Here is a 24,460-nt window from a genome sequence, read left to right as displayed (position 1 = left end):
GCCGGTCCGGTTCAGGCGCTGGCGCGCTCGGTCCAGAAGGTCTGCAGCTCGACAGGGCGGTCGGGAATCGTGATTCGGAAGGTGGCCCCCAGGGTCCCTTCGACCAGCTGGATGTCGCCATCGTGGGCCCGGACCAGCTCGGCCGCGATCGCAAGGCCCAGCCCCGAGCCGCCCGGACGACCGGCACCACGGAAGGCCTCGAACAGGTGCTCTCGCACCTTCGCCGGGACGCCGGGACCCGTGTCCGAGACCTCCAGGATCGCCACCCCGCCCTCGCGGCGGCCGGTGATGCGGATCTGGCGCACGCCGGCATCCGCCGCGAGGCTGTCCAAGGCCTGGGCGGCATTGCGCACCAGGTTGAGCAGCACGCGGAACAGCTGGTCCGGATCAGCATCGATCTTCAGCCCGCGCTCGATCGCCGCGATCCACGTGATCGAGGCATCCGGCGACAGGCCAGCGGTCTCCCGCACCTCCGCCACCACCTGCTCGACCGCCACCATGCGGCGGTCCGGCGCCGGCTCCTGCACCTTGCCGTAGGACAGCGTCGACTGGCAGAACGCGATGGCGCGCTCCAGCGAGCGCATCAGCTTCGGCGCGAAGCGCTGCACCCGCGGATCGGGAACGCTGGCGAGCTGGTCCGACAGCAGTTGCGACGAGGCCAGCAGGTTGCGAAGGTCATGGTTGATCTTGGACACGGCGAGGCCGAGGGCGGCGAGCCGGCTCTTCTGATGCAGCATCGAGACGAGGTCGCGCTGCATGTCGGCGAGCTCGCGCTCGGCGACGCCGATCTCGTCGGAACGCTGGCTCGGCACGATGATTCGCGCCACGCTCTCCGGATTTTCGTGGAAGCCGACGAGGCTCGCGGTGAGGCGCCGCATTGGCCGCACGAACAGGAAATGCAGAGCAAGATAGACCAGCGCCGCGGTCAGCACCGCCAGCAGCAGCGACACGCCGAGCAGATTGCGCGAGAAGCGATACATCGCCTTGCGCAACGGCTTCTCGTCGGTCACGACCTCGATGAACTGGGCGCGGCCCGGCGACGGCCCGATCACGCGCATGGTGTGATCGCCGGTCTCTGTCATCATCGTCAGCGAGTTCACGATCGACGACCACACCGTCATGTCGCGCATGTCGAAGTCGTGGTCGATCGAGGCGGGCAGGTCGGCGCTGGCGAGCAGGCGGCGCTGCTGGCCCATCTTGATGGCGACGCCGCGCGCGTTGATGGAGGTGAGGATCTGCCGCGCCAGCGAATCCGGCACCATGCCGGACGGCGCGGCATCAAGCACCAGCGCAGCGGTATTGGCGGCCGCCAGGCGATCGTTGAGCCGGTTGGTCCAGAAATTGGCGATCGCCGGCACGTAGATCAGCACCTCCGCGATCATCACCAGCGGAATGGTCAACAGCAGCAGCTTTCCAGACAAGCCGAGCCGGCGCGACCTTTTCGGTCGCAGGCGCTCCAAGATTGGCTGGTTGTCGCTCTCGGTCACGTATCGCCCTTGTAAGAGACACCCCCACCCTTACGGGACCGCAAGATGGGACTGCACCGGAGTCCGGTCAAATTACGGATCGCTCATGTTCCGGTTTCCAAATCGTTCATAATGGAACCCAAAACTGCACGACCTCTGACGTCTTCAACCCCGCCGTGCGGAGGCTATTCTTGCCCTCGTCCTGCGCCCAGGGTCTTGCGTTCTCGTCTTGCTTCGTCTCATTCGCCATGCCGACCCGGTGACGAAGGTCTTTACGAGATCTCGGCGCCGTCGATCGCCTGCACCGCCTAGGACGCCTTGCCGCGATTGACGAAGGCGGGACGCTCCCTTATAAGCCGCGCCAACCGTCCGCGATGACCCGGCCCGCCCGGGAGCGGCTCGATTTCAGGGCCGGCAGCGGTCCATTTCGGGCCCGGAAGCATCACCGGACATCAATCGACATTTCAAGCAGGCAAGTTGTCAACTGGCAAATTGCCCGGCAGCGGAGAACGACCCGTGAAGCGGACTTATCAACCCAGCAAACTGGTGCGCAAGCGCCGTCACGGCTTCCGCGCCCGTCTCGCCACCACCGGCGGCCGCAAGGTCCTTGCCGCGCGTCGCGCCCGGGGCCGCAAGCGTCTCAGCGCCTGAAGCCAGGGCGTCTGTCCCGGAGATTTCCATCATGGATCGGCTGCGGCAGCGGGCGGACTTCCTCGCCGTTGCCGATGGCGTGCGGGCGAACAGCCCTGCCTTCGGGGTCCAGCGCCGGGAACGGCCGGACCAGGGCCCGATCCGGATCGGCTTTACCGTCACCAAAAAGAATGGCACCGCCACGGAGCGTAATCGCATCCGTCGGCGGTTGCGCGAGCTTGTGAAACGGCTCGATCCCCTGTCGATGCGGCCGCACAGTGACTACGTGCTGGTCGGCCGGCGGGATGCCCTGTCACGCGACTTCTCGACCATGCTCGCCGACCTCCAGGCGACGCTCCGCCGCCTCGACCGGCCGCAGGCCAAGCCGCAGCCGCGCAAGCCGTCGGATGCGGACAAGCCAAACGCTCCCGCACCGGACGCGCATTCCCGCAAACCGGATTGAACGACGAGACGATAAGAAAACGATGACCGACAATCGCAACACCATCCTCGCCGTCATTCTGTCCGGCCTCGTGCTGATCCTGTGGCAGGTCTTCTACAACGGACCGCAGATGGAGAAGCAGCGCGCGCAGGCCCAACTGCAGGCCGAGCTCGCCAAGAAGCAGGCGCCGGCAACGCAGCCCGACAGCACCGCTCCGTCTGCCACCCCGCAGCCGGGCGCTTCCGCAACCGGCAGCCCGAGCGCACCGGGCGGGGCCGTGATCAGCACAGGCGTGATGCCGCGCGACACCGCCATCGCCGCCACCCCGCGCGTCAAGATCGACACGCCGCGGCTGACCGGCAGCATCTCGCTGAAGGGCGCGCGCATCGACGATCTGGCTTTCGTGAAGTACCGCGAGACGGTCGATCCGAAATCGCCGGCGATCGTGCTGTTCTCGCCGTCCAACACCGCCGAGCCCTATTACGCCGAGTTCGGCTGGGTCAACGCCGCCGGCGCCAAGGTGCAGGTGCCCGACCAGAGCACGATGTGGCAGCAGGACGGCTCCAACGCGCTGACGCCCTCGACCCCGGTGAAGCTGACCTTCACCAACGGCGACGGCCTGACCTTCCAGCGCACCATTTCCGTGGACGACCACTATCTCTTCACCATCAAGGACGACGTCACCAACGCCGGCAATGCGCCGGTGACGCTGTATCCCTACGGCCTGATCTCGCGTCATGGCACGCCGCAAGTCTCGGGCTATTACATCCTGCATGAAGGCCTGATCGGCTATCTCGGCGAAAAGGGCCTGCAGGAATTCACCTACAAGAAGATGGACGACGAGAAGGCGGCGAAGTTCGACGTCAACAATGGCTGGCTCGGCATCACCGACAAATATTGGGCGGCCGCGCTGCTGCCGATGACGGATGCCCGCCTGCAGGCGAACTATTCGTCGAAGCTGGTCGACAACCAGCATCGCTACCAGACGGACTATGTCGAGACCCCGCAGACGGTACCGGCCGGCGGCTCGGCCAGCGTCTCCACGCGGCTGTTCGCCGGCGCCAAGGAGGCCGGCGTCGTCGGCATCAACTTCCCGATCGGCGGCCTCGGCGGCTACAACCAGCAGCTCGGGCTGAACCATTTCGATCTCCTGATCGACTGGGGCTGGTTCTACTTCCTGACCAAGCCGATGTTCCTGGCGCTGGATTTCTTCTTCCGCTTCTTCGGCAATTTCGGCATCTCGATCCTGCTGGTGACGGTGCTGGTGAAGCTCCTGTTCTTCCCGCTCGCCAACAAGTCCTACGCCTCGATGGCGAAGATGAAGGCGATCCAGCCGCAGCTCCAGGCGCTCAAGGAGCGCTATCCGGACGACCGGATGAAGCAGCAGCAGGAGATGATGGAGATCTACAAGAAGGAGAAGATCAACCCGGTCGCCGGCTGTCTTCCGGTCGTGCTGCAGATCCCGGTGTTCTTCTCGCTCTACAAGGTGCTGTTCGTCACCATCGAGATGCGGCATGCGCCGTTCTATGGCTGGATCAAGGACCTGTCGGCGCCGGATCCGACCAATCTGTTCACGCTGTTCGGCCTGATCCCGTTCGACCCGACCCAGCTGCCGCTGTTCGGCCACTACCTGGCGCTCGGCATCTGGCCGATCATCATGGGCATCACGATGTGGTTCCAGATGAAGCTGAACCCGACGCCGCCGGATCCGACGCAGGCGATGATCTTCAACTGGATGCCGCTGATCTTCACCTTCATGCTCGCGGGCTTCCCGGCCGGCCTCGTGATCTACTGGGCCTGGAACAACACGCTGTCGGTGCTGCAGCAGGGCTTCATCATGCGCCGCAATGGCGTGAAGGTGGAGCTGTTCGACAACATCCGCGGCACGTTCAAAAAAAAAGTAGCGTGACGAGTAAGGCGGCGTGAGCCGCTGAAGCAACGAAACGTCTACCGTCATGGCCGGGCTTGTCCCGGCCATCCACGTTTTGATATCCCGCGCAATGGGCGTGGATGCCCGGGCCAGGCCCGGGCATGACGAAGAGCGAGGCCTTGTCATGACCACCAGCCACGACACCGACGAGCGCCTGATCGAAAAAGGCCGCAAGCTGTTCGCTCAATCGTGGCGCTTCACCCACGCCTCGCCCTCGATCGAGAGCCTGCCGCCGATGGGAAGCCTCGAAGTCGCCTTCGCCGGCCGCTCCAATGTCGGCAAGTCCAGCCTGATCAACGCACTGACCGGCCAGAACGCGCTGGCGCGCACCTCGCATACGCCGGGCCGCACCCAGGAGCTGATCTTCTTCGAGGGGCCCGGGCATGCGCCGCTGCGGCTGGTCGACATGCCCGGCTATGGATATGCCGCCGCGGCGAAGACCAAGGTCGCGTCCTGGACCGAGCTGATCCACAAATTCCTGCTCGGCCGCGCCTCGCTCGCCCGCGTCTATGTGCTGATCGATGCCCGTCATGGGCTGAAGGAGGTCGATCAGGAGATTCTCAAAACGCTCGACAGGTCCGCCGTCAGCTATCAGCTCGTCCTGACCAAGGCCGACCAGATCAAGCCGGCTGAGCTCGCAAGCCGGATCGCCGAGACCGAGGCCGCGCTCGCCAAGCATCCGGCGGCGTTTCCTCAGGTGCTGGCGACGTCGTCACGATCGGGCACCGGCATGCCGGAGCTGCGTGCCGCCATGGTGCGGCTGCTGGAAGAGCGGAGCGCATGATGACGCCGTGGCGAATCCTGGTCGCAATGGCCGGGCTGATGGGCGCCGCCGGCGTCGCGCTGGCGGCCAAGGCCGCGCACGAGCCCGATGCATCGCGGCTCGCGACCGCCTCCACCATGCTGCTGTTCCACGCCTGCGCCCTGCTCGGCACCATCGCGCTTGCAGAGCGCGGCGTGGTTCATCGGCGCATCGGCCTGGTCACGGCGATCGGCTTCGTGCTCGGACCGGCCCTGTTCGCCGGCGACCTCCTGATGCGGCAGTTCACCGGCGATCGGCTGTTTCCGTTTGCGGCGCCGATCGGCGGTAGCTTGCAGATCGCGAGCTGGCTCGCACTCGCGGTCTGCGCGCTGTGGCCGCGGCGGGTGTGATCCGGCGCTTTGCGCCGCGGGCGGCAATCGGCTAGAACGCGGCGCGACGCCCCCGACAGCCGAGACCTCCCAGACATGACCGACGCGACCACCATCAGCCCGCTCGATCAGGCCCGCATCCTGTCCGAAGCGCTCCCGCACATGCAGGAGTATGACGACGAGACCATCGTCATCAAATATGGCGGTCACGCCATGGGTGACGAGGACACCGCGAAAGCGTTCGCGCGCGACATCGTGCTGCTCGAGCAGACCGCCATCAATCCGGTGGTGGTGCACGGCGGCGGACCGCAGATCGCGACCATGCTCAAGCGCCTCGGCATCGTCTCCGAATTCGCCGCCGGCCTGCGCATCACCGATGCCGCGACCATCGAGATCGTCGAGATGGTGCTGGCCGGATCGATCAACAAGCAGCTGGTCGGCTACATCAACGAGGCCGGCGGCAAAGCCGTCGGGCTGTGCGGCAAGGACGGCAACATGGTGCGCGCGGTCAAGGCGACCCGCACCATGGTCGATCCCGACAGTCACATCGAGAAGGTGGTCGATCTCGGCTTCGTAGGCGAGCCGGACAAGGTCGATCTGACGCTGCTCAATCAGCTGATCGGCTACGAGCTGATCCCGATCCTCGCGCCGCTGGCGACCTCGAAGGAAGGCCAAACCTTCAACGTGAATGCCGATACGTTCGCCGGGGCTGTGGCCGGTGCGCTGAAGGCCAAGCGCCTCCTGCTGCTCACCGACGTGCCCGGCGTGCTCGACAAGTCGAAGAAGCTGATCCCGGAATTGTCGGTGAAGGACGCGCGCAAGCTGATCGCCGACGGCACCATCTCCGGCGGCATGATCCCGAAGGTCGAGACCTGCATCTACGCACTCGAGCAGGGCGTCCAGGGCGTCGTCATCCTGGACGGCAAGGTGCAGCACGCCGTGCTGCTCGAGCTGTTCACCAACCAGGGCACGGGCACGCTGATCCACAAGTGAGCACTTCCCGCCAACTCTCTCCGTCATGGCCGGGCGAAAGCGCGGAGCGCGTCTTCGCAATGCAGACAGCCCGGCCATCCACGTCGTTCGGCGAAGTCGGAGAGAGAGACGTGGATGCCCGGGCCTCCGCCGCGCCGAAGCGGCTTCGGCCGCGCAGGCGGGTCAAGCCCGGGGATGACGATGTGGGGATATGCGGGCCTGCAATGCCCCTCACGACTCGCCTCTTCCTCGCCCTGTCTACGATCATCCTTACCGTTCTCGTCGCGGCCACCCCCGCTCGCGCCGACCTCAAGCTCTGCAACCGGATGAGCTACGTCGTCGAGGCCGCGATCGGCATCGACGAGAAGGCGGCGACCGCGACGCGCGGCTGGTTCCGGCTCGATCCGGCCACCTGTCGCGTGGTGCTGCAGGGGACGATGACCGCCGATCGCATCCTGCTGCATGCGCGCGCGCTCAGCCTGTACGGCGCCTCGCCGATCGCCGCGAACGGCAATGACCAGCTGTGCGTCGCGACCGACAATTTCGTCATCGCAGCCGCCCGGCAGTGCCGCACCGGGCAGACGCCGGCGCCGTTCACGCAGGTGACGCCGACCAAGGCCGACGACGGCACCTTGATCGCCTACCTCGCCGAGAGCGCCGAATATGACGACGAGCAGGCGCGGCTCGCCGGCATCCAGCGGCTGCTCGGCATCGCCGGCTATGACGCCTCGCCGATCGACGGTGTTGACGGGCCGAAGACCCAGGCCGCGCTCGCCGCGTTCCTGAAGAGCCGCGGGCTGTCATCCGACGTTGTGTCGCAGCCGAATTTCTTCGCGACCATGGTGGAGGCGGTGCAGACGCCGGCGCCGACCGGGCTGACCTGGTGCAACGACACGCCGCACAAGGTGATGGCGGCGGTGGCGACGGACGACGGCCGCACCGTGGTCAGCCGCGGCTGGTACCGGATCGATGCCGGCAAATGCCTGCATCCGGACATCACCGGACAGCCGAAGAAAGTCTACAGCTTCGCCGAAGCGGTCGACGATGAGAACCGCACCATCAAAGTGAAGAACAAGCCGCTGAACTGGGGCGGGCTGGTGCAGCTCTGCACCCGCGAGAACAAGTTCGAGACATCCGAGCAGGGCGACTGTCCGAGCCGCGGCTTCACCGCCACCGGCTTCACCGCCGTCGACATCAACCGCGGTGGCAAGACGCTGCGCTTTGCACTGCCTTGATAGGCATATCGATGTTGCCCACGTTGCCACCACACCCACAGCTGTCATCCCGGCGAACGCCGGGATCCAAAACCACCGGCCGAGGTTTGGGCCATCGGCATCAGCCATCATGCCGCAAGATAGCTTCCGCGGTATGGGTCCCGGCGTTCGCCGGGACGACAGCGGAGTATGCCGCCACAGGCGGGCATGATGATCCCAGGCGTGATGGACCCAGGCACACATGACAAAATCCCTCCGCAGCTTCGACCACGTCGATACCTGGGTGTTCGATCTCGACAACACGCTGTATCCGCATCACGTCAATCTGTGGCAGCAGGTCGATGCTCGCATCGGCGAGTTCGTCTCCAACTGGCTCGAGGTCGACGCCCAGGAGGCGCGGCGCATCCAGAAGGACTACTACCGCCGCTACGGCACGACGATGCGCGGGATGATGACCGAGCACGGCGTGCACGCCGACGACTTCCTCGCCTACGTGCACAAGATCGACCACTCGCCGCTGGAGCCGAATCCGGCGATGGGCGCGGCGATCGAGAAGCTGCCCGGACGCAAGCTGATCCTGACCAACGGCTCGGTCGACCATGTCGATGCCGTGCTGGCGCGGCTCGACATTGCCGGGCATTTCCATGGCGTGTTCGACATCATCGCGGCCGAGCTGACGCCGAAGCCGGCGCGCGAGACCTACGACAAATTCCTCAAGCTGCATGCCGTCGATCCGACACGGGCGGCGATGTTCGAGGACCTTTCCCGCAACCTCGTGGTGCCGCACGACCTCGGCATGACCACGGTGCTCGTGGTGCCGGACGGCACCAAGGAGGTGGTGCGCGAGGACTGGGAGCTGGCGGGTCGCGACGACCCGCATGTCGATCATGTCACGGACGATCTGACCGGATTCTTGCAGCGGCTGGCGGGGTGAAACCCGCCACGCATTGAGCTGTCATTCCGGGGCGATGCGATGCATCGAACCCGGAATCTCGAGATTCCGGGTCTGGTCCTTCGGACCATCCTGGAATGACGGAGCACGATAAGCCGCGCCTCCCGCGCGGACGGCCCCCGCCACCGATGCGTCCTTGACTCTCCGGGTCCAAATCCCGAAAAAGCCGCCCTGCCCACCATGCTCGTACACGGCCGTCCCCGGCTTTCTGCCCAGGGACCAAGCGAGGATCGACCGATGTCACTGTCCGCCCTGGAATCCACCATCAACAGCGCCTTCGATGCCCGTGACGGCGTCTCGACCACGACCAAGGGCGAGGTCCGCGACGCCGTGGAGAGCGCGCTGGAGCTGCTCGACAAGGGCGAGGCGCGGGTCGCCGAGCGCGGCACTGACGGCAAGTGGAGCGTCAACCAGTGGCTGAAGAAGGCCGTGCTGCTGTCGTTCCGCCTCAACGACATGAGCGTGATCCCAGGCGGCCCCGGCCAGGCGTCGTGGTGGGACAAGGTGCCGTCGAAGTTCGAAGGCTGGGGCGAGAACCGTTTTCGCGATGCCGGCTTCCGCGCCGTGCCCGGCGCGATCGTGCGCCGCTCGGCCTACATCGCCAAGAACGTCGTGCTGATGCCGTCCTTCGTCAATCTCGGCGCCTATGTCGACGAAGCCACCATGGTCGACACCTGGTCGACGGTCGGCTCCTGCGCCCAGATCGGCAAGCGCGTGCACATCTCCGGCGGCGTCGGCATCGGCGGCGTGCTGGAGCCGCTGCAGGCCGGTCCTGTGATCATCGAGGATGACTGCTTCATCGGCGCGCGATCGGAGGTTGCCGAGGGCGTGGTCGTGCGCAAGGGTGCGGTGCTGTCGATGGGCGTGTTCCTGGGCGCGTCGACCAAGATCGTCGACCGCGAGACCGGCGAGGTGTTCGTCGGCGAGGTGCCGGAATACGCCGTCGTTGTGCCGGGCGCACTGCCGGGCAAGCCGATGAAGAACGGCCAGATCGGCCCGTCCACCGCCTGCGCCGTCATCGTCAAGCGGGTCGACGAGCGCACCCGCTCCAAGACCTCGATCAACGAGCTCTTGCGCGACTGATCGTCCGCGCTCGGGCGGCCGCACTAGCCGCCGCCCGAACGCCCATGTTAAGCGAGGGCATGACCGATGCCCTCGCCATCACCCGCGACCTGATCCGCTGTCCCTCAGTGACCCCCGCCGATGCCGGGGCACTCGACGTGCTCGAGGCCCTGCTGAAACAGGCCGGCTTCACGACCCATCGCGTGACCTTCTCGGAAGCAGGCGCCGCCGATATCGACAACCTCTACGCCCGCATCGGCACCGAGGGGCCGCACATCACCTTCGCCGGCCACACCGACGTGGTGCCGCCCGGCGATGAAGCGGCGTGGAGCCTTGGCGCGTTCTCCGGCGAGGTGAAGGACGGCTACATCTATGGCCGCGGCGCCGTCGACATGAAGGGCGGCATCGCCTGCAGCATTGCGGCCGTGCTCGACTATCTACGCGATCACGGCGGACAGCCAAAAGGCTCGATCTCGTTCCTGATCACTGGCGACGAAGAGGACGTCTCGGTCAACGGCACCATCAAGCTGTTGCAGTGGGCGGCCGAGCGCGGCGAGCGGTTCGACCATTGCGTGCTCGGCGAACCGTCCAATCAAGAGGTCATGGGCGACTGCATCAAGATCGGCCGCCGCGGCTCGCAGTCCGGCACCCTGATCGTCGAGGGCAAGCAGGGCCACGTCGCCTATCCGCACCGTGCCTCCAACCCGGTGCCGGACATCTCGCGCCTGATCGTCGCACTGTCGGACGAGCCGCTCGATCATGGCAGCGCGCAGTTCCAGCCGTCGAATCTCGAATTCACCACCGTCGATGTCGGCAACACCGCAACCAACGTCATCCCGGGCCTGGCGCGGGCGAAATTCAACATCCGCTACAATGACTGCCATACGCAGGAGACGCTGCGCGCGCTGGTGGAAGAGCGGCTCGCCAAAGCCTGTGGCAACCGCATCCGCGCCCACATCGACTGGCTGCCGTCGAACTCCAACGTGTTCCTGACCAAGCCCGGACCGTTCACCGAGCTCGCCGTCGCCGCGATCGAGAGCGTGACGGGGCGCAAGCCGGAGCTCTCCACCACCGGCGGCACCTCGGACGCGCGCTTCATATCGAGCTACTGCCCGGTAATCGAGTTCGGCCTGGTCGGCCAGACCATGCACCAGATCGACGAGCGCGCCTCGGTCGCCGACATCGCGACCTTGACGAAGATCTATCGCGGCATTCTCGAAAGATATTTCGCCTGATCCTGATCAGGCGGCCTTCACCTCCGCCAGGAACTGATCGACCTCGCGACGCAGGTCGGTGGCCTGGCCGGCAAGGCTCGCCGCGGAGTCGAGCAGCGAGCGCGCCGATCCGCGGGTGTCCGCGGCGGCCGCGCTGACCAGCGCGATCGACGACGAGACGTCGTTGGTGCCGCTCGCGGTCTGCTGCACACTGCGGGCGATCTCCCGGGTCGTGGCGCTCTGCTCGGCCACCGCGCTCGCCACCGCACCGGTGACGCCGCTGATGGTGTTGACGACGGCGGCGATCTTCTCGATCGCGGCCACCGTGCTGCCGGTCTCGTTCTGGATCGTGGCGATCTGGCTTTCGATCTCTTCCGTAGCCTTGCTGGTCTGCGAAGCAAGGCTCTTCACCTCTGACGCGACCACGGCAAACCCCTTGCCCGCCTCGCCCGCACGCGCGGATTCGATCGTGGCGTTGAGCGCGAGCAGATTGGTCTGCGAGGCGATGGCGCGGATCAGTTGCACGACGTCGCCGATGCGGGTGGCGCTGCCGGCGAGCGTACGCACCTTGTCGGTGGTGTCGAGCGCCTGGCTGGTCGCGTTGGAGGATTCCGACGCGGCTTCCGCGATCTGCCGGGTGATCTCCTTCATCGACGCGTCCAGCTCTTCGGAGGCAGCCGCCACCGTGTTGACGCCGGAGGTCGCCTGCGCCGCCGCATCGGCCACCGCGGTGGCACGGGACGCGGTGGTGCTGGCCGAGCCGTCGAGCGTCTCGGCCGATTGCTTCAGGCCGCTCGCGGCATCGCTCAGCCGGCCGCACAGCGTGTCGATGATCTCGCCGAAGCGGCGCGTGAGCGCCTCGATCTTCTGCCGGCGGGCGTCGCGCCGGGCCTCGGCATCGGCGCCCTGCAGCGACAGCCGGTCGGCCTCCGCCGACTTCTCCTGCAGAACGCCGATGGCGTTGGCGAGCGTGCCGATTTCGTCGGTCCGATCGCCATATCCGATCTCGACGCTGCGCTCGCCACCGGCGATCCGACGGATCATTTCGGTCAGATTCGACAGCGGCTTGATCACGCGGGCATTGAACCAGACCGTCCCCAGTGCGGCGGCCGCGACGTTGACCAGCAACAGGACCAGCGCCAGGCCAAAACGGGTCTGCGACTCGGCGATCGCGACCTCGCTCTGGCTCAGCGCCTCGGCGAGGGCTGCATCGCGCAGCGGCAGGATCGTATCGAGGATCGGGAATACGGACCGCAGGAACTGGTCGGGATCGAGCTCGAGCACCTTGCCCCGGTTCGGCGCCACCTGCGACGAATAGAACTCGCCACCGCGGGCCCAATAGCCATTCTCGACCTCGGTCAGGGCCGCGAAGATCGGCTTCTGGTTGATCTCGGCGGCAGCGAGCTTGGCCGTCGTCCAGATGCGCTCGATGCGTCCCTTGAACGTCGCAAGCGCCTCGGCCGGTTCACCCGCCATCGGCTGCTTGGTCGCGATCATGCGAACGAACGTCGTCGTGGCGCGACCGGCCCAGTCGCGCAAATCCCAGCCGATCACGGCAAGACGCGCGGCCTGGCCTACCGCGGGATTGGCCGCATTGATCCGGCGCACGATCACGTCGACATGACTGCCGGTCGTTTCCTGGATCGTGAACATCTGCGGCACGTAATCGCGGACGATGGCCTCGGGCCGGGCCGCCTTTGCCAGAGCGACGGCGTCGAGCGCGGATCCTCGCATGACACGCAGTTTCTGCTGGATCGACTCCAGCGCGGCCGTATCTTCGCTCAGTTGCGCCAGGTTTCGCGCCTTGGCGAACGCATCATCGGAGCCTTGAAGTATCTTCTGCAGCGAGGCCAGCTCATCGGCCGTCGCCGGATTCGGCGATGCCAGCCGCGGATTGACCATGGCGCGCTCGAGGTTCAGCTTTTCCGGCAGCCGCAACATGGCGGCCAGCAGCTGCGTATCACGGCCTGCCGTCCCCGCGGCCTGCAGCGAGGTCAGCTGCTGCCAGGCGAACAACATGGTTGCGAGCAGGCCGATGACGGCCCCGAGCAGCAAAGAGAGCAGGAAGACTTGACGAATGCGCACGATCGACCTCGCTGGACAGCAGCCTGAGGTCCGGATAGCAGCGAGGGCTTCAATTTGGAGTTAATGAATCCTGTCCCTTACTCCCGAAACGACTACTCATTAGGACAATCATTGGCAGCTAATAGCGATTCGCGGGTTCCACTGCAGAACAATCTCAATAGTCGACTTTCACGAGATAGAGGCCTTCCGGCGGCGCGACGACGCCACAGGCGGCGCGATTGCGCGCGGCGAGCGCGGCAGCGAGATCATCGGCGCTCCAGCGGCCCTGCCCGACCCACACCAGCGAGCCAACCATCGAGCGCACCTGGCTGTGCAGATAGGAGCGTGCGGAGGTGAGAATGGTGACCGCATCGCCGTCCCTGACGACGTCGAGCCGATCGAGCGTCTTCTCCGGCGATTTTGCCTGACATTCCGTGTCGCGGAAAGTCGTGAAATCATGCTTGCCGATCAGCCGCTGGGCCGCCGCGTGCATCGCGTCCGAGTCGAGCCGCTGCGGCACGCGCCAGACGCGGCCGACCTCGAGCGCGAGATTGGAGCGGCGGTTGACGATGCGATAGCGATAGTGCCGCCTGCGGGCGGAGAAGCGTGCTTCGAAGGTGTCGGGAACGATCTCGGCGTCGAGCACCGCGATCGGGTTGGGCCGCAGATGCGCGTTGAGCGCGTCGCGCAATTTGTCGGGCCGGAATTCTTTCTCAACGTCGCAATGCGCGACCTGACCGGTGGCGTGGACGCCGGCATCGGTGCGCCCCGAGCCATGCACCCGGGTCGGCACGCCACAGGTCGCCTGCACCGCCGCTTCGAGCGCGCCCTGCACCGACGGCAAGGTCGCCTGCAGTTGCCAGCCGCAGTACGGCGCGCCGTCATATTCGATGGTGAGCTTGTAGCGGGGCATCTGACCCGATCGAGTTTTGCCGTCATTGCCGGGCTCGACCCGGCAATCCATCCCTGGACGAAGCTTGTTCTTGAGATGGATGCGCGGGTCAAGCCCGCGCATGACGAGATGAGGTGGTCAGCCGAAACGCAGGCCCGGCGCGATACGGGTGCCGCGCAGGAAATCCGCGGCCTTCATGGGACCCTTGCCGGCGCGCTGTAGCTCGGTGACGCGGATGGCGCCGTCGGCGCAGGCGATGGTGAGCTGCTCGTCAAGAACGGCGCCCGGCTCGCCCCCGCCGTCGGCAAGCGCGCAGCGCAGGATCTTCAAGCGGACCGCTTCGCCATCAAGCGTGAACTCACTCCAGGCGCCAGGAAATGGCGACAGGCCGTGGATGTGCCGCAGCACCGCGTGGGCCGGCTTCGTCCAGTCGATCCGCGCCTCGGCCTTCTCGATCTTGGCGGCGTAGGTGACGCCTTCCTCTGCCTGCTTCGTCAGCGTCAGCCCGCCGCGCTCCAGCGCCGCCATCGCGCGCACCATGAGATCGGCGCCGATCCGCGACAGGCGGTCGTGCAGATCGGACGCCGTCATCGCGTCGGTGATCGCAAGGCGCTCGGCCATCGCGACATCGCCGGTGTCGAGCCCGACATCCATCTTCATCACCATGACGCCGGACTCGGCATCACCCGCCATGATCGCGCGGTTGATAGGCGCGGCACCGCGCCAGCGCGGCAGCAGGGAAGCGTGGAGATTGTAGCAGCCGAGCTTGGGCGCATCGAGAATGGCTTGAGGAAGGATCATGCCGTAGGCGACGACCACGGCCGCATCGGCCTGATGAGCCTGAAACTCGGCCAAGGCCTCCTCGGTCTTCAGCGTCTTCGGCGTGAACACGGCAATGCCGAGCCGGCGCGCCTCGGTCTCGACCGGCGTCGGCTGCAGCGCGAGGCCGCGGCGGCCGCCGGGTTTCGGCGCGCGCGTATAGACCGCCGCGATCTCGTGGCCGTGGCCGGCGAGTTCGAGCAGGGTCGGCACGGCGAAATCCGGCGTGCCCATGAAGATCAGGCGAAGCGGCATCTGGTGGAAGATCCTGCATTGCCGAATCCTCCGCGTCATGGCCGGGCTTGTCCCGGCCATCCACGTCGAGCTGCCTGTAACGCGCGGCGAGACGTGGATGCCCGGGTCAAGCCCGGGCATGACGGAGGAGAGAGTTGATCGTTACTCGCTGGCGCGCTTGGCGGCCTTGGTGAACTTCTTCATCACGCGGTCGCGCTTCAGCTTCGACAGATAGTCGATGAACAGCACGCCGTTGAGATGATCGATCTCATGCTGGATGCAGGTGGCGTAGAGCCCCTCGGCATCCTCCTCGCGGACCACCCCGTCGAGATCGGTGAAGCGCACGCGAACGCGTGCCGGCCGCTCGACCTCCTCGTAATATTCTGGGATCGACAGGCAGCCTTCCTCGTAGACCGACAGCTCGTCCGACTTGGCGATGATCTCGGGATTGATGAAGACGCGCGGCTCGCGCTTGCCCTCCCCGTTGGCATCGGGCTTGGCCAGATCCATGGTGATGACGCGCAGCGGCTGCGCGACCTGGATCGCTGCGAGCCCGATGCCCGGCGCGTCGTACATGGTCTGGAACATGTCGTCGACCAGCTGCCGGATCTCCAGCGTGACCTTCTCGACCGGCTTGGACACCAGCCGCAACTGCCGGTCCGGCAGGATGATGATTTCTCTTAGGGACATGGCGCGCGATTTAAGCCGCGGAACCGGCGCGGTCAATGTGATGGCTCGCGGTTAAGACTTAACTAACCATGAATTTCAACGTTTCGTTAACCATGATTCTTAACGTGCCCTTAACCATAATTGTTCTCTCTTCGTTCGCGAGCTTGCGCGAATCGGATAGACGGGGGTGATGACCGTCAGCCAATCCCTCAATCCTGTCGTCGTCATCATCGGCGACCTGCCCATCAGGGCGAGCGATGCGCTGATCGGATTCGGCGTACTGGTGCTGCTGCTGCTCGTGATCATCGCGGCCGCCGTGGCCCGCTCCGGACGGCGCGGCGCGGAGCTCGCCGCCCAGCAGGCGATGCGGGCTGACGAGATCGAACAACGGTTCGGCGAGATGATCCGCGTCCAGAGCGAGGCCTCCGGCCGGGTCGACGCGATGGCCCAGTTGCTCGCCGGCCGTCAGGTGGACCTGGCCCGCAGCGTGAACGAACGGCTCGATGCGGTCACCCACCGCGTCGGACAGTCGATGGAGCAGAGTACGCGCCACACAATGGATAGTCTGCGCGTGCTGCACGAGCGCCTCGGCATCATCGACAACGCCCACCGTGATCTCAGCGAGCTGACGACGCAAGTGACGACCTTGCGCGACGTCCTCGCCAACAAACAGTCGCGCGGCGCCTTCGGCCAGGCGCGCATGGAGGCGATCGTCCAGGACGGGCTTCCGAAGGGCAGCTACGCGTTTCAGCACACGCTCGCCAGCGGCAAGCGGCCCGACTGCGTCGTGTTCCTGCCCGATTCGCGACCGCTGTGCATCGACGCCAAGTTTCCGCTGGAAGCCGTGACCGCACTGCACGACGCCGTGACCGAGGAGGAGAAGCGCGCCGCGGCGCAGCGGCTGCGCACCGACGTGCTCCGCCACGTCAATGACATTGCCGAGAAGTACCTCGTGGTCGGCGAGACGCAGGACACGGCGCTGATGTTCGTGCCGTCGGAATCGGTCTATGCCGAGATCCATGACGGCTTCGATGACGTGATCCAGCGAGCCTATCGCGCGCGCGTCGTGCTGGTGTCGCCATCGCTGCTGATGCTCGCGATCCAGGTCATGCAGCAGATCATGAAGGATGCGCGCATCCGCGACGCCGCCGACCAGATCCGCAACGAGGTGATCCATCTCGGCGACGATCTCGGCCGCCTGCGCGAGCGCGTGCTCAAACTGCAGAAGCATTTCGGCGATGTCGGCGAGGACATCCGCCAGATCCTCATTTCCGCCGACAAGATCGAGAAGCGCGCCGCCCGCATCGAGGAGCTCGATTTCAGCAAGCAGGATTCGCCGGTGGACTCACCACGCATCGCGCCGGTTACCGGCACGACGCCGGATCTGTTTCCGCTGGCGGGACGCGTGCAGGTGGGGGAGTGATGGTGGCGTCGCGAAGGCCGTTCAAATCTGCTACCACCCGCCCATGACCGCACCTGACGCCGCTTCCGAGATCCCTGCTGCCGCTCCAAAGCCCGGCGCTGCCAAACCCGCCCCCACCTGGCGCGAGAGCATGGCCGTCTACTTGCAGCCGCGCGTGCTCGTGGTGCTGTTCCTCGGCTTCTCGTCGGGACTGCCGCTGGCGTTGTCCGGCTCGACGCTTCAGATCTGGATGCGTGAGCTCGGCGTCGATCTCGGCACGATCGGGCTGTTCGCCCTCGTCGGAACGCCTTACACGCTGAAATTCCTCTGGGCGCCGCTGGTGGACGCGCTGCACGTGCCGCTGCTCACGCGCGCGTTTGGACGGCGGCGCGGCTGGCTGGTGTTCGCACAGCTGCTCTTGATCGGCGCCATCCTGCTGCTGGCGCTCACCGATCCGGCACATGCGCCGTTCATGGTGGCGCTGGCCGCGCTGCTGGTCGCCGCGATGTCGGCGACCCAGGACATCGTGGTCGATGCCTTCCGCGTCGAGAGCCTGCCGGAGAGCGAGCAGGCCGCGGGCATGGCGGCGTATGTCGCCGCCTATCGCATCGGCATGCTGGTCTCGACCGCCGGCGCACTGGTGGTGGTCAGTGCGTTCGAGAACTCGGGGCTGACGCGTCCGTCGTCCTGGATGTGGGGCTATGTTGCGATGGCCGGACTGGTGCTGATCGGCACGATCACGGCCCTCGCGGCGACCGAGCCGGCTCAGTCGCAGCAGGCGGAGGCCGCGATGGGTGCGGACACCGCGCTCACCCGCGTGATGCATGCGGCTGCCGGAGCCTTCGTCGAGTTCCTCGGCCGACGTGATGCGCTCACGGCGCTCGCCTTCGTCGTGCTGTTCAAGTTCACCGACGCCTTCTCCGGCACGATGACCGCGCCGTTCGTGATCGATCTCGGCTTCAGCAAGGTCGACTACGCCGCGATTGTGAAAGGCGTGGGCCTCGCCGCGACGCTCGCCGGCGGCTTTGCCGGCGGCTTCGTCGCGCGACGCTATTCGCTCGCGACGAGTCTCTGGATCGGCGGCATGGTGCAGGCGCTGGCGAACCTCTCGTTCTCCTGGCTTGCGATCGTCGGAGTCAATCAATGGGCACTGGCGCTGGCGATCTCGGCGGAAAACTTCACCAGCGCGGTCGGCACCGTGATCTTCGTCGCCTATCTCTCCGCGCTGTGTCAGAACCCGCTGCACACCGCCACCCAATATGCACTGCTGACCGCGCTCGCCGCGGTCGGGCGCACCTATTTGTCGTCAGGCGCCGGCTACGTGGCGAAGGCGACCGGCTGGCCGCTGTTCTTCGTGATCTGCGTGCTGGTCGCGATCCCGAGCCTCGTGCTGCTCGCCTGGCTGCAGCGGCGCGGACATTTCGACCAGTTGGGGCCAGTGAAGGTGTAGCTGCCGCCTCACATTCAACCGTCGTCGCCCGCCACCGGGTGTCGTCTTCGACGAGCCCGATGACAGGCTCCGACGGGTGACCCAGTATTGCGGAGACGTCAGCCATCGAGCGAGCAGCCGCGGGGTACTGGATCGCCCGGTCGAGCCGGGCGCTGACAGCGGAAAGTCAGGACGCCGCGCTCGCGTGGACGGCCCAATCAGGTCTCACCGCTTCACCAAGCTCCACTTGGTCACGACCGCCTCGCTCATCTGCCCCGCATCCTGGGCGCAGGCGATCTCGTCGACCTTGACCGCGATCTGCTTGCCGAGCAGACCCTTGAGCTGCGACGCCTGCGCCGTGTTCGCGGTGACGAGCTGGAACGTCTCCGGGCCGGTCTCCAGATTGCACAGCCCGCTCGGCGGCGGCAGGCGGCGCGGCTCGCTCGTGATCTGATAGGCGGCGGACGGCTGGCCCGGCTTGCCGCCTTTGAGCTTCAGTGCGGTCAGCTCGCCCGACAGCACGTCGCCGGCATTGAGCGGACGCCCCGCCTTCTGCGCCGCCTCGCTTTGCTGCGCCAGCACTGACGGCGCCGAGAGCGCCGCCAGAATCGCGCCCAAAGCCAGCCGTTTGCCGAATCCGCGTTTCGTCATCATTCCACTTCCGTCTGTGCTTAGAACAAGGTCCGCTGCCGCATCGCGGCCGAGAGCGTGCCTTCGTCGAGATAGTCGAGCTCGCCGCCGACCGGCACACCATGTGCCAGCCGCGTGACCTTGACGTTCGCCTCCTGCAGGAGGTCGGTGATGTAGTGCGCGGTGGTCTGGCCGTCGACCGTCGCATTCAAAGCGAGGATGATCTCGGACACCTCGGGCGCATGCGCGCGCTGCACCAGTGCATCGATGGTGAGATCCTGCGGGCCGACGCCATCGAGCGGCGACAGCGTGCCGCCGAGCACGTGATAGCGGCCGTTGGAGGCCTTGGCGCGCTCCAGCGCCCAGAGGTCGGCGACGTCGGCGACGACGACGATCATCGCGGGATCGCGACGCGGATCGGTGCACACAGTGCACGGGCTTTGCGTATCGATGTTGCCGCAGGTCTTGCAGACCTGGATGCGATCGATCGCGACCTGCAGCGCCGAGGCAAGCGGCACCATCAGCGCCTCGCGCTTCTTGATCAGATGCAGTGCGGCGCGCCGCGCCGAGCGCGGCCCGAGGCCGGGCAGGCGCGCAAGCAATTGGATCAGGCGTTCGATCTCGGGACCGGCGACGGCCATCAGTTCACGAATGTCATCAGGTCAACTAACCGAAACCGAAGCCCGGCGGCAGGCCGAGCTTGCCGGTGATGGCCTGCATCTTCTCCTGCATCGCGGCTTCAGCCTTGCGGCGCGCATCGCCATGCGCGGTGACCAGCAGGTCCTCCAGGATCTCGGCCTCCTCCGGCTTGAGCAGCGACGGATCGATCTTGATGCTCTTCACGTCCATCTTGGCGGTCATGCGCACGGCAACCAGACCGCCGCCCGAGATGCCCTCGACCTCGACGTTGCCGAGTTCCTCCTGCATCTCCTGCATCTTCGTCTGCAGCTGCGCCGCCTGTTTCATCATGCCGAGAAAGTCAGCCATCGGAGCACCTCATCATTAGCCATCTTGTTGAGCATGATCTCCGCGCAAACGCCTTTGGCGTTTGTCGCGAGGAAAACCGGTTTCCACTTTTCCGGATCATGCTCTAGAAATCATCATCGTCGGACTCGTCAGGCGGCTCGACAGCACTGGCGTCCGATTCGGGCGGCTCGGGGGCGAGCCGGCGCACTTCGACCACCTTGGTGCCCGGGAACCGCGCCAGGATCTCCTGCACGCGCGGATCGGCCTCCGCCGCCGCCTCGCGCTCGCTCTTGGCGCGCAGATTCTGCTCGCGCAAGGTCGCCTGGCCTGGCTCGTTGGAAACGATCACCGTCCAGCGCCGGCCGGTCCAGTCCTCCAGCTTGCGCCCGAGGTCCGAGACAAGCGAGCGCTGCGCCGTCCGTTCCAGCGCGATCTCCAGCCGTCCCTCCTCGAAGCGGACCAGCCGCACGTCCATCTCGAGCGCGCTCTTGGTGATCAGGTCACGATTCTTGCCGGCCAGCGCGACGAGTTCCTGAAAGCTCCCTATGCGCAGTGCGGGCTGGTCCTGTGATGCCGGCGACGGCTGCGATGACATCGCCTGCGGGCGCATCGAACCGCCGACCGCGGCGAGCGTCGGGCCTTGCGCGCGCGGCGCCTGCATCGGCGCCGACGTCATCACAGGCGGCGCCCCCGCGCTCATGCCGGATGCCGGCGCAGGGCGCGCCCCGCCGCCGTTCGTGACGATCGGCGAGCCACCACCGCTCTGCTCGATCATACGAATGGCTTCGTCGGGCGTCGGCAGATCGGCCGCGTAGGCGATGCGCACCAGCACCATTTCCGCCGCTGCAGCCGGGCGCGTCGCGCCTTGCGTCTCCGCAATGCCCTTCAGCAGCATCTGCCACATCCGCGACAGCACCCGCATCGACAGCTTGGTGGCGAAGTCGCGCGCGCGCAGCCGCTCGGTCTCGCTGAAGGCGACGTTGTCGGCCGTCGCCGGCACGACCTTCACCCGGGTGACGAAGTTCACGAACTCGGCCAGATCCGACAGCACGACCACGGGGTCGGCGCCGACGTCATATTGCTCGCGGAATTCCTTGAAGGCGGCGGCGATGTCGCCGCTGGCGAGATGGTGGAACAGGTCGATCACGCGGGTGCGGTCGGCGAGGCCCAGCATCTGACGGACGTCATCGGCGCGGACTTCGCCGGCGCTGTGCGCGATCGCCTGATCGAGCAGCGACAACGAATCGCGCACCGAGCCTTCGGCGGCGCGCGCGATGATGCCGAGCGCCTCGGGTTCGATCGTCACGCCTTCCTTGGTCGCGATGCCCTGGAGATGCTTCATCAGCACCTCGGCCTCGACCCGGCGCAGATCGAAGCGCTGACAGCGCGACAGCACCGTGACCGGCACCTTGCGGATCTCGGTGGTGGCGAACACGAACTTGGCGTGCTCCGGCGGCTCCTCCAGCGTCTTCAGGAAGGCGTTGAACGCCGCCGTCGACAGCATGTGGACTTCGTCGATGATGTAGACCTTGTAGCGCGCGCTGGCCGGCGCATAGCGGACGCTGTCATTGATCTGGCGGACGTCGTCGACGCCGGTATGGGACGCCGCGTCCATCTCGAGGATGTCCATGTGCCGGCTTTCCATGATCGCCTGGCAATGGGTGCCGAGCACCGGCATGTGGATGGTCGGCCCCTTCACCGAGCCGTCCGGCAGCTCGTAATTCAATGCGCGGGCGAGAATGCGGGCGGTGGTCGTCTTGCCGACGCCGCGGACGCCGGTCAGAATCCAGGCCTGCGGAATCCGGCCGGTCTCGAACGCGTTCGAGACCGTGCGCACCACGGCCTCCTGGCCGATCAGATCTGCGAAGCTGGCGGGGCGGTATTTGCGCGCCAGCACCCGGTAGGGCTTGGCGGGAGCGTCGGCGCTGTCAGGCGGAACAGGTGGGGCGCCAGCGTCGGTCATCGAGCGATCCGCAAGTGAGTATTCCAGGCCGGCATCGATCGCGATCGTCGACGCAATCAGCCGGAGCGCGGTCGAGCGCCCGCCCTGCGCGGGGTCCCCGCCATCTTTGCGCGATTCGCTCGAGAAAACAGGTAGGAGACTGACGAGCGACCCGATCCGGACCTCGTTAGGGCTGCTTCCTTCCGGACCTGACCCGGTTGGCGAGTGGCTCGTCCACCGCCAATCTCCCGCTGCCTATTTGGGGCCAAACGGTCCGGAAAGCAAGCGCGAGCTTCGCCGGGGCGGCCCACCGCCCCGCGGGCTTGTGCCGCAGCTCGGAAAGGCTTTAGGTGCCGTCGAATTCCCCGCCAGACCGTCCGCCAGGAACCGCCGCATGCCCGAATCAGCCTGGTCGCTGCATCCGCAACTTGCGAAGGATACGATCGACATTGGCGACCTGCCGCTGTCCCGCGTGCTGGTGATCAAGGACGCGAACTATCCTTGGCTGCTGGTGGTGCCGCGCCGCGAGGGCGCGGTCGAGATCATCGATCTCGACGAGGTCGCGCAGGCGCAGCTGATGACCGAGATCACGCGGGTGTCGCGCGCGCTCAAGGAGATCACCAAATGCGACAAGCTCAACGTCGCCGCGCTCGGCAACATGGTGCCGCAGTTGCACGTCCACATCATCGCGCGACGCACAAGTGACGTGGCCTGGCCGCGACCGGTGTGGGGCGCCGCGCCGCCTGTGCCGCACGATGCGCAGGAGGTGCAGCAGTTCATCAGCGCTGTCAGGCGCAAGATCTGGTTAGGGTAAGAGATGTCGCCATTCGACTTGTTTCCGCTCGGCAAGCCGGCCTTCGTCAGCCATCCAATCGATCGCGCCGCCCATCTGCGCTTCCATGATGACAAGCTGATCGCCTTCGAGAGCAATCCCTCGACGCGCGCCTATGTCGTGCACCGCGATTCGCTGGTGCTGAAGCGCGACGGCGACCAGCTGCGCGCGCTGCTGTCGATCGACGAGGCGCTGAAGTTCGGTGCCAATCCGGGAACGATCTTCCTCGGGCTGCAGGACGGCGCGGCCGTGTTCGGCATGGGCATCTCGCCGGCCGCCGTCGAAAAGCTCGCCGGGCGCGACGATGTGTCGGTCGCCGAGCTGCGCGGGATGGCGATGCAGGGTGCGACCCCGGTCGACCAGCTGGCGACGATCGCGATGGCGAAATCCCTGGTGTCCTGGCATCAGCGTCACGGCTTCTGCGCCAATTGCGGCGCCAAGACCGCGATGCGCGAGGGCGGCTGGAAGCGCGAATGCTCGAGCTGCAAGACCGAGCATTTCCCGCGCACCGATCCGGTCGTGATCTCGCTGGTCGCTTCCGGCGACAAGTGCCTGCTCGGGCGGCAGAAGCAGTTTCCGGCCGGCATGTATTCCTGCCTCGCCGGCTTCGTCGAGGCGGCCGAGACGATCGAGGACGCCGTCCGGCGCGAGGTGTTCGAAGAATCCGGCATTCGCTGCACCGACGTGACTTATTACATGACCCAGCCCTGGCCCTACCCGTCGTCGCTGATGATCGGCTGCAGCGCCCGGGCGCTCAACGAAGACATCGTCATCGACCGTAACGAGCTCGAGGACGTGCGCTGGTTCAGCCGCGACGAGGCCCGGCAGATGCTGGTGCGGCAGCATCCAGATGGCTTGGCGGGACCGCATCCGTTCGCCATTGCTCATCATCTGGTCGGCCGCTGGCTGAAGGAGAACGACGAGCGGTAGCAGGAAACCAGCCTACCCCTCCGCGGAAGCGGCCAGACCCGGCCGCAAAGGGCTGAACGGCCGATCCTTGCTTTGGAACGATTTTCTCTATATGAGGGTTTTATAGCCTTCATATGGAACAAGTTTCTCCATGACCGATGTCGCCGCCCAAAGCTCCGAGGCCAATCGCCGGCTCGATGCCATCGACCGCAAGATTCTGATGGTCCTGCAGGAGGACGCTTCGCTGTCCGTCGCCGAGATCGGCGACCGGGTCGGACTGTCGTCGACACCGTGCTGGAAGCGCATCCAGCGGCTGGAGGCCGATGGCGTGATCCTGCGCCGGGTGGCCCTGGTCGATCAGAACAAGATCGGGCTCGGCATCTCCGTGTTCGTGTCGGTGGAGAGCGCCGACCATTCCGAGGCCTGGCTGCGCAAATTCGCCGAGGCGGTCAGCTCGATGCCGGAGGTGATGGAGTTCTACCGGATGGCCGGCGACGTCGACTACATGCTGCGCGTCGTCGTTGCGGACATGCAGAGCTACGATGTCTTCTACAAGAAGCTGATCAGCGCGGTGCCCCTCAAGAACGTCACCTCGCGCTTCGCCATGGAGAAGATCAAGTCGGTCACGGCGCTGCCGGTGCCGCCGGTCTGAGCCGAGC

Annotated in this window: 24 protein-coding genes and 1 other RNA gene; 15 read left to right on the top strand and 10 right to left on the bottom strand. The window is 66.2% G+C overall.

Features of this window, described 5'->3' with window-relative positions; genetic code table 11:
• Positions 1-11: 11 nt before the first annotated feature.
• Positions 12-1,487 carry a HAMP domain-containing sensor histidine kinase gene (locus tag QX135_RS24170; RefSeq protein WP_315734920.1) on the bottom strand — a complete coding sequence of 492 codons (1,476 nt, stop codon included), beginning with the start codon at positions 1,485-1,487 and terminating at the stop codon, positions 12-14.
• A gap of 495 nt (positions 1,488-1,982) precedes the next feature.
• Here QX135_RS24170 and rpmH point away from each other — a divergent pair, with 495 nt between their 5' ends.
• The 10 genes from rpmH (at position 1,983) to dapE (ending at position 11,034) form a co-directional block, all read left to right on the top strand.
• A complete protein-coding gene (gene rpmH, locus QX135_RS24165; protein WP_006609582.1) occupies positions 1,983-2,117 on the top strand; it encodes a 50S ribosomal protein L34 in 135 nt (44 codons plus the stop codon).
• 31 nt (positions 2,118-2,148) lie between these two features.
• Positions 2,149-2,559, top strand: coding sequence for a ribonuclease P protein component (gene rnpA, locus QX135_RS24160; RefSeq protein WP_315775596.1), 411 nt, complete (start codon positions 2,149-2,151; stop codon positions 2,557-2,559).
• A gap of 22 nt (positions 2,560-2,581) precedes the next feature.
• A complete protein-coding gene (gene yidC, locus QX135_RS24155; RefSeq protein WP_316158848.1) occupies positions 2,582-4,447 on the top strand; it encodes a membrane protein insertase YidC in 1,866 nt (621 codons plus the stop codon).
• A 145-nt stretch (positions 4,448-4,592) separates the two neighbouring features.
• Positions 4,593-5,252, top strand: coding sequence for a ribosome biogenesis GTP-binding protein YihA/YsxC (gene yihA, locus QX135_RS24150; protein ID WP_316177444.1), 660 nt, complete (start codon positions 4,593-4,595; stop codon positions 5,250-5,252).
• Positions 5,249-5,620: a DUF423 domain-containing protein gene (locus QX135_RS24145; RefSeq protein ID WP_316177446.1), complete on the top strand. Its 372-nt coding sequence runs from the start codon at positions 5,249-5,251 to the stop codon at positions 5,618-5,620. Before yihA ends, QX135_RS24145 begins: the two co-directional genes overlap by 4 nt.
• 75 nt (positions 5,621-5,695) lie before the next feature.
• Positions 5,696-6,592, top strand: coding sequence for an acetylglutamate kinase (gene argB, locus QX135_RS24140; RefSeq protein ID WP_012047096.1), 897 nt, complete (start codon positions 5,696-5,698; stop codon positions 6,590-6,592).
• A gap of 203 nt (positions 6,593-6,795) precedes the next feature.
• Positions 6,796-7,806, top strand: coding sequence for a DUF1036 domain-containing protein (locus QX135_RS24135; protein WP_316177448.1), 1,011 nt, complete (start codon positions 6,796-6,798; stop codon positions 7,804-7,806).
• 220 nt (positions 7,807-8,026) lie between these two features.
• Positions 8,027-8,719 carry a pyrimidine 5'-nucleotidase gene (locus QX135_RS24130; protein WP_316177450.1) on the top strand — a complete coding sequence of 231 codons (693 nt, stop codon included), beginning with the start codon at positions 8,027-8,029 and terminating at the stop codon, positions 8,717-8,719.
• Between the two features lie 255 nt (positions 8,720-8,974).
• Positions 8,975-9,820, top strand: a complete 846-nt coding sequence (dapD, locus tag QX135_RS24125; RefSeq protein WP_315775602.1) for a 2,3,4,5-tetrahydropyridine-2,6-dicarboxylate N-succinyltransferase — start codon at positions 8,975-8,977, stop codon at positions 9,818-9,820.
• A 59-nt stretch (positions 9,821-9,879) separates the two neighbouring features.
• Positions 9,880-11,034 (top strand): succinyl-diaminopimelate desuccinylase, encoded by a 1,155-nt coding sequence (gene dapE, locus QX135_RS24120; protein ID WP_316177452.1) that lies wholly within the window; start codon positions 9,880-9,882, stop codon positions 11,032-11,034.
• Between the two features lie 6 nt (positions 11,035-11,040).
• On the opposite strand, the gene QX135_RS24115 is transcribed toward dapE, so the two are convergent.
• From QX135_RS24115 to def, 4 genes are all read right to left on the bottom strand, one after another.
• A complete protein-coding gene (locus QX135_RS24115) occupies positions 11,041-13,098 on the bottom strand; it encodes a HAMP domain-containing methyl-accepting chemotaxis protein (RefSeq protein ID WP_316177454.1) in 2,058 nt (685 codons plus the stop codon).
• 154 nt (positions 13,099-13,252) lie between these two features.
• A complete protein-coding gene (gene truA / locus QX135_RS24110) occupies positions 13,253-13,990 on the bottom strand; it encodes a tRNA pseudouridine(38-40) synthase TruA (protein WP_316177456.1) in 738 nt (245 codons plus the stop codon).
• Positions 13,991-14,107: 117 nt separating this feature from the next.
• Positions 14,108-15,043, bottom strand: coding sequence for a methionyl-tRNA formyltransferase (gene fmt, locus QX135_RS24105; RefSeq protein WP_315734937.1), 936 nt, complete (start codon positions 15,041-15,043; stop codon positions 14,108-14,110).
• 141 nt (positions 15,044-15,184) lie between these two features.
• Entirely contained in the window at positions 15,185-15,712 is a 528-nt protein-coding gene (gene def / locus QX135_RS24100) for a peptide deformylase (RefSeq protein WP_316163411.1), read from the bottom strand.
• Between the two features lie 169 nt (positions 15,713-15,881).
• On the opposite strand from def, the gene QX135_RS24095 reads away from it, so the two are divergent.
• Positions 15,882-17,114: a DNA recombination protein RmuC gene (locus QX135_RS24095; protein WP_316177459.1), complete on the top strand. Its 1,233-nt coding sequence runs from the start codon at positions 15,882-15,884 to the stop codon at positions 17,112-17,114.
• 43 nt (positions 17,115-17,157) lie between these two features.
• A complete protein-coding gene (locus tag QX135_RS24090; protein WP_316177461.1) occupies positions 17,158-18,543 on the top strand; it encodes an AmpG family muropeptide MFS transporter in 1,386 nt (461 codons plus the stop codon).
• 204 nt (positions 18,544-18,747) lie between these two features.
• On the opposite strand, the gene QX135_RS24085 is transcribed toward QX135_RS24090, so the two are convergent.
• From QX135_RS24085 to ffs, 5 genes are all read right to left on the bottom strand, one after another.
• The gene (locus QX135_RS24085; protein WP_316177463.1) at positions 18,748-19,173 is read right to left on the bottom strand and encodes a hypothetical protein; all 426 of its coding nucleotides are present in this window, start codon (positions 19,171-19,173) and stop codon (positions 18,748-18,750) included.
• Between the two features lie 20 nt (positions 19,174-19,193).
• The gene (gene recR, locus QX135_RS24080) at positions 19,194-19,793 is read right to left on the bottom strand and encodes a recombination mediator RecR (protein ID WP_008964175.1); all 600 of its coding nucleotides are present in this window, start codon (positions 19,791-19,793) and stop codon (positions 19,194-19,196) included.
• A 25-nt stretch (positions 19,794-19,818) separates the two neighbouring features.
• Positions 19,819-20,139 carry a YbaB/EbfC family nucleoid-associated protein gene (locus QX135_RS24075; RefSeq protein WP_315715348.1) on the bottom strand — a complete coding sequence of 107 codons (321 nt, stop codon included), beginning with the start codon at positions 20,137-20,139 and terminating at the stop codon, positions 19,819-19,821.
• 103 nt (positions 20,140-20,242) lie between these two features.
• Positions 20,243-22,081 carry a DNA polymerase III subunit gamma/tau gene (locus tag QX135_RS24070; protein WP_315783914.1) on the bottom strand — a complete coding sequence of 613 codons (1,839 nt, stop codon included), beginning with the start codon at positions 22,079-22,081 and terminating at the stop codon, positions 20,243-20,245.
• 131 nt (positions 22,082-22,212) lie between these two features.
• An RNA gene (ffs, locus tag QX135_RS24065) (signal recognition particle sRNA small type) lies at positions 22,213-22,309 on the bottom strand.
• Positions 22,310-22,454: 145 nt separating this feature from the next.
• Here ffs and QX135_RS24060 point away from each other — a divergent pair.
• From QX135_RS24060 to QX135_RS24050, 3 genes are all read left to right on the top strand, one after another.
• Positions 22,455-22,874 carry an HIT family protein gene (locus tag QX135_RS24060; protein WP_315734951.1) on the top strand — a complete coding sequence of 140 codons (420 nt, stop codon included), beginning with the start codon at positions 22,455-22,457 and terminating at the stop codon, positions 22,872-22,874.
• A 3-nt stretch (positions 22,875-22,877) separates the two neighbouring features.
• Entirely contained in the window at positions 22,878-23,822 is a 945-nt protein-coding gene (gene nudC / locus QX135_RS24055) for an NAD(+) diphosphatase (RefSeq protein ID WP_316177465.1), read from the top strand.
• Between the two features lie 130 nt (positions 23,823-23,952).
• A complete protein-coding gene (locus QX135_RS24050) occupies positions 23,953-24,453 on the top strand; it encodes an Lrp/AsnC family transcriptional regulator (RefSeq protein WP_315773624.1) in 501 nt (166 codons plus the stop codon).
• The last annotated feature ends 7 nt before the right edge of the window (positions 24,454-24,460 follow it).

Origin of the sequence: Bradyrhizobium sp. SZCCHNR1098 (assembly GCF_032489375.1) — a bacterium.
Lineage (GTDB): Bacteria > Pseudomonadota > Alphaproteobacteria > Rhizobiales > Xanthobacteraceae > Bradyrhizobium.
The sequence above is the reverse complement of the archived record's forward strand: the minus strand, read 5'-3'. Positions and strand labels throughout refer to the sequence as shown.

Coding starts and splice junctions, on each gene's coding strand:
- rnpA (WP_315775596.1), top strand. CDS start 2,149: ATGGATCGGCTGCGGCAGCGGGCGGACTTCCTCGCCGTTGCCGATGGC.
- yidC (WP_316158848.1), top strand. CDS start 2,582: ATGACCGACAATCGCAACACCATCCTCGCCGTCATTCTGTCCGGCCTC.
- yihA (WP_316177444.1), top strand. CDS start 4,593: ATGACCACCAGCCACGACACCGACGAGCGCCTGATCGAAAAAGGCCGC.
- QX135_RS24145 (WP_316177446.1), top strand. CDS start 5,249: ATGATGACGCCGTGGCGAATCCTGGTCGCAATGGCCGGGCTGATGGGC.
- argB (WP_012047096.1), top strand. CDS start 5,696: ATGACCGACGCGACCACCATCAGCCCGCTCGATCAGGCCCGCATCCTG.
- QX135_RS24135 (WP_316177448.1), top strand. CDS start 6,796: ATGCCCCTCACGACTCGCCTCTTCCTCGCCCTGTCTACGATCATCCTT.
- QX135_RS24130 (WP_316177450.1), top strand. CDS start 8,027: ATGACAAAATCCCTCCGCAGCTTCGACCACGTCGATACCTGGGTGTTC.
- dapD (WP_315775602.1), top strand. CDS start 8,975: ATGTCACTGTCCGCCCTGGAATCCACCATCAACAGCGCCTTCGATGCC.
- dapE (WP_316177452.1), top strand. CDS start 9,880: ATGACCGATGCCCTCGCCATCACCCGCGACCTGATCCGCTGTCCCTCA.
- truA (WP_316177456.1), bottom strand. CDS start 13,990: ATGCCCCGCTACAAGCTCACCATCGAATATGACGGCGCGCCGTACTGC.
- fmt (WP_315734937.1), bottom strand. CDS start 15,043: ATGCCGCTTCGCCTGATCTTCATGGGCACGCCGGATTTCGCCGTGCCG.
- def (WP_316163411.1), bottom strand. CDS start 15,712: ATGTCCCTAAGAGAAATCATCATCCTGCCGGACCGGCAGTTGCGGCTG.
- QX135_RS24095 (WP_316177459.1), top strand. CDS start 15,882: ATGACCGTCAGCCAATCCCTCAATCCTGTCGTCGTCATCATCGGCGAC.
- QX135_RS24090 (WP_316177461.1), top strand. CDS start 17,158: ATGACCGCACCTGACGCCGCTTCCGAGATCCCTGCTGCCGCTCCAAAG.
- QX135_RS24085 (WP_316177463.1), bottom strand. CDS start 19,173: ATGACGAAACGCGGATTCGGCAAACGGCTGGCTTTGGGCGCGATTCTG.
- recR (WP_008964175.1), bottom strand. CDS start 19,793: ATGGCCGTCGCCGGTCCCGAGATCGAACGCCTGATCCAATTGCTTGCG.
- QX135_RS24075 (WP_315715348.1), bottom strand. CDS start 20,139: ATGGCTGACTTTCTCGGCATGATGAAACAGGCGGCGCAGCTGCAGACG.
- QX135_RS24070 (WP_315783914.1), bottom strand. CDS start 22,081: ATGACCGACGCTGGCGCCCCACCTGTTCCGCCTGACAGCGCCGACGCT.
- QX135_RS24060 (WP_315734951.1), top strand. CDS start 22,455: ATGCCCGAATCAGCCTGGTCGCTGCATCCGCAACTTGCGAAGGATACG.
- nudC (WP_316177465.1), top strand. CDS start 22,878: ATGTCGCCATTCGACTTGTTTCCGCTCGGCAAGCCGGCCTTCGTCAGC.
- QX135_RS24050 (WP_315773624.1), top strand. CDS start 23,953: ATGACCGATGTCGCCGCCCAAAGCTCCGAGGCCAATCGCCGGCTCGAT.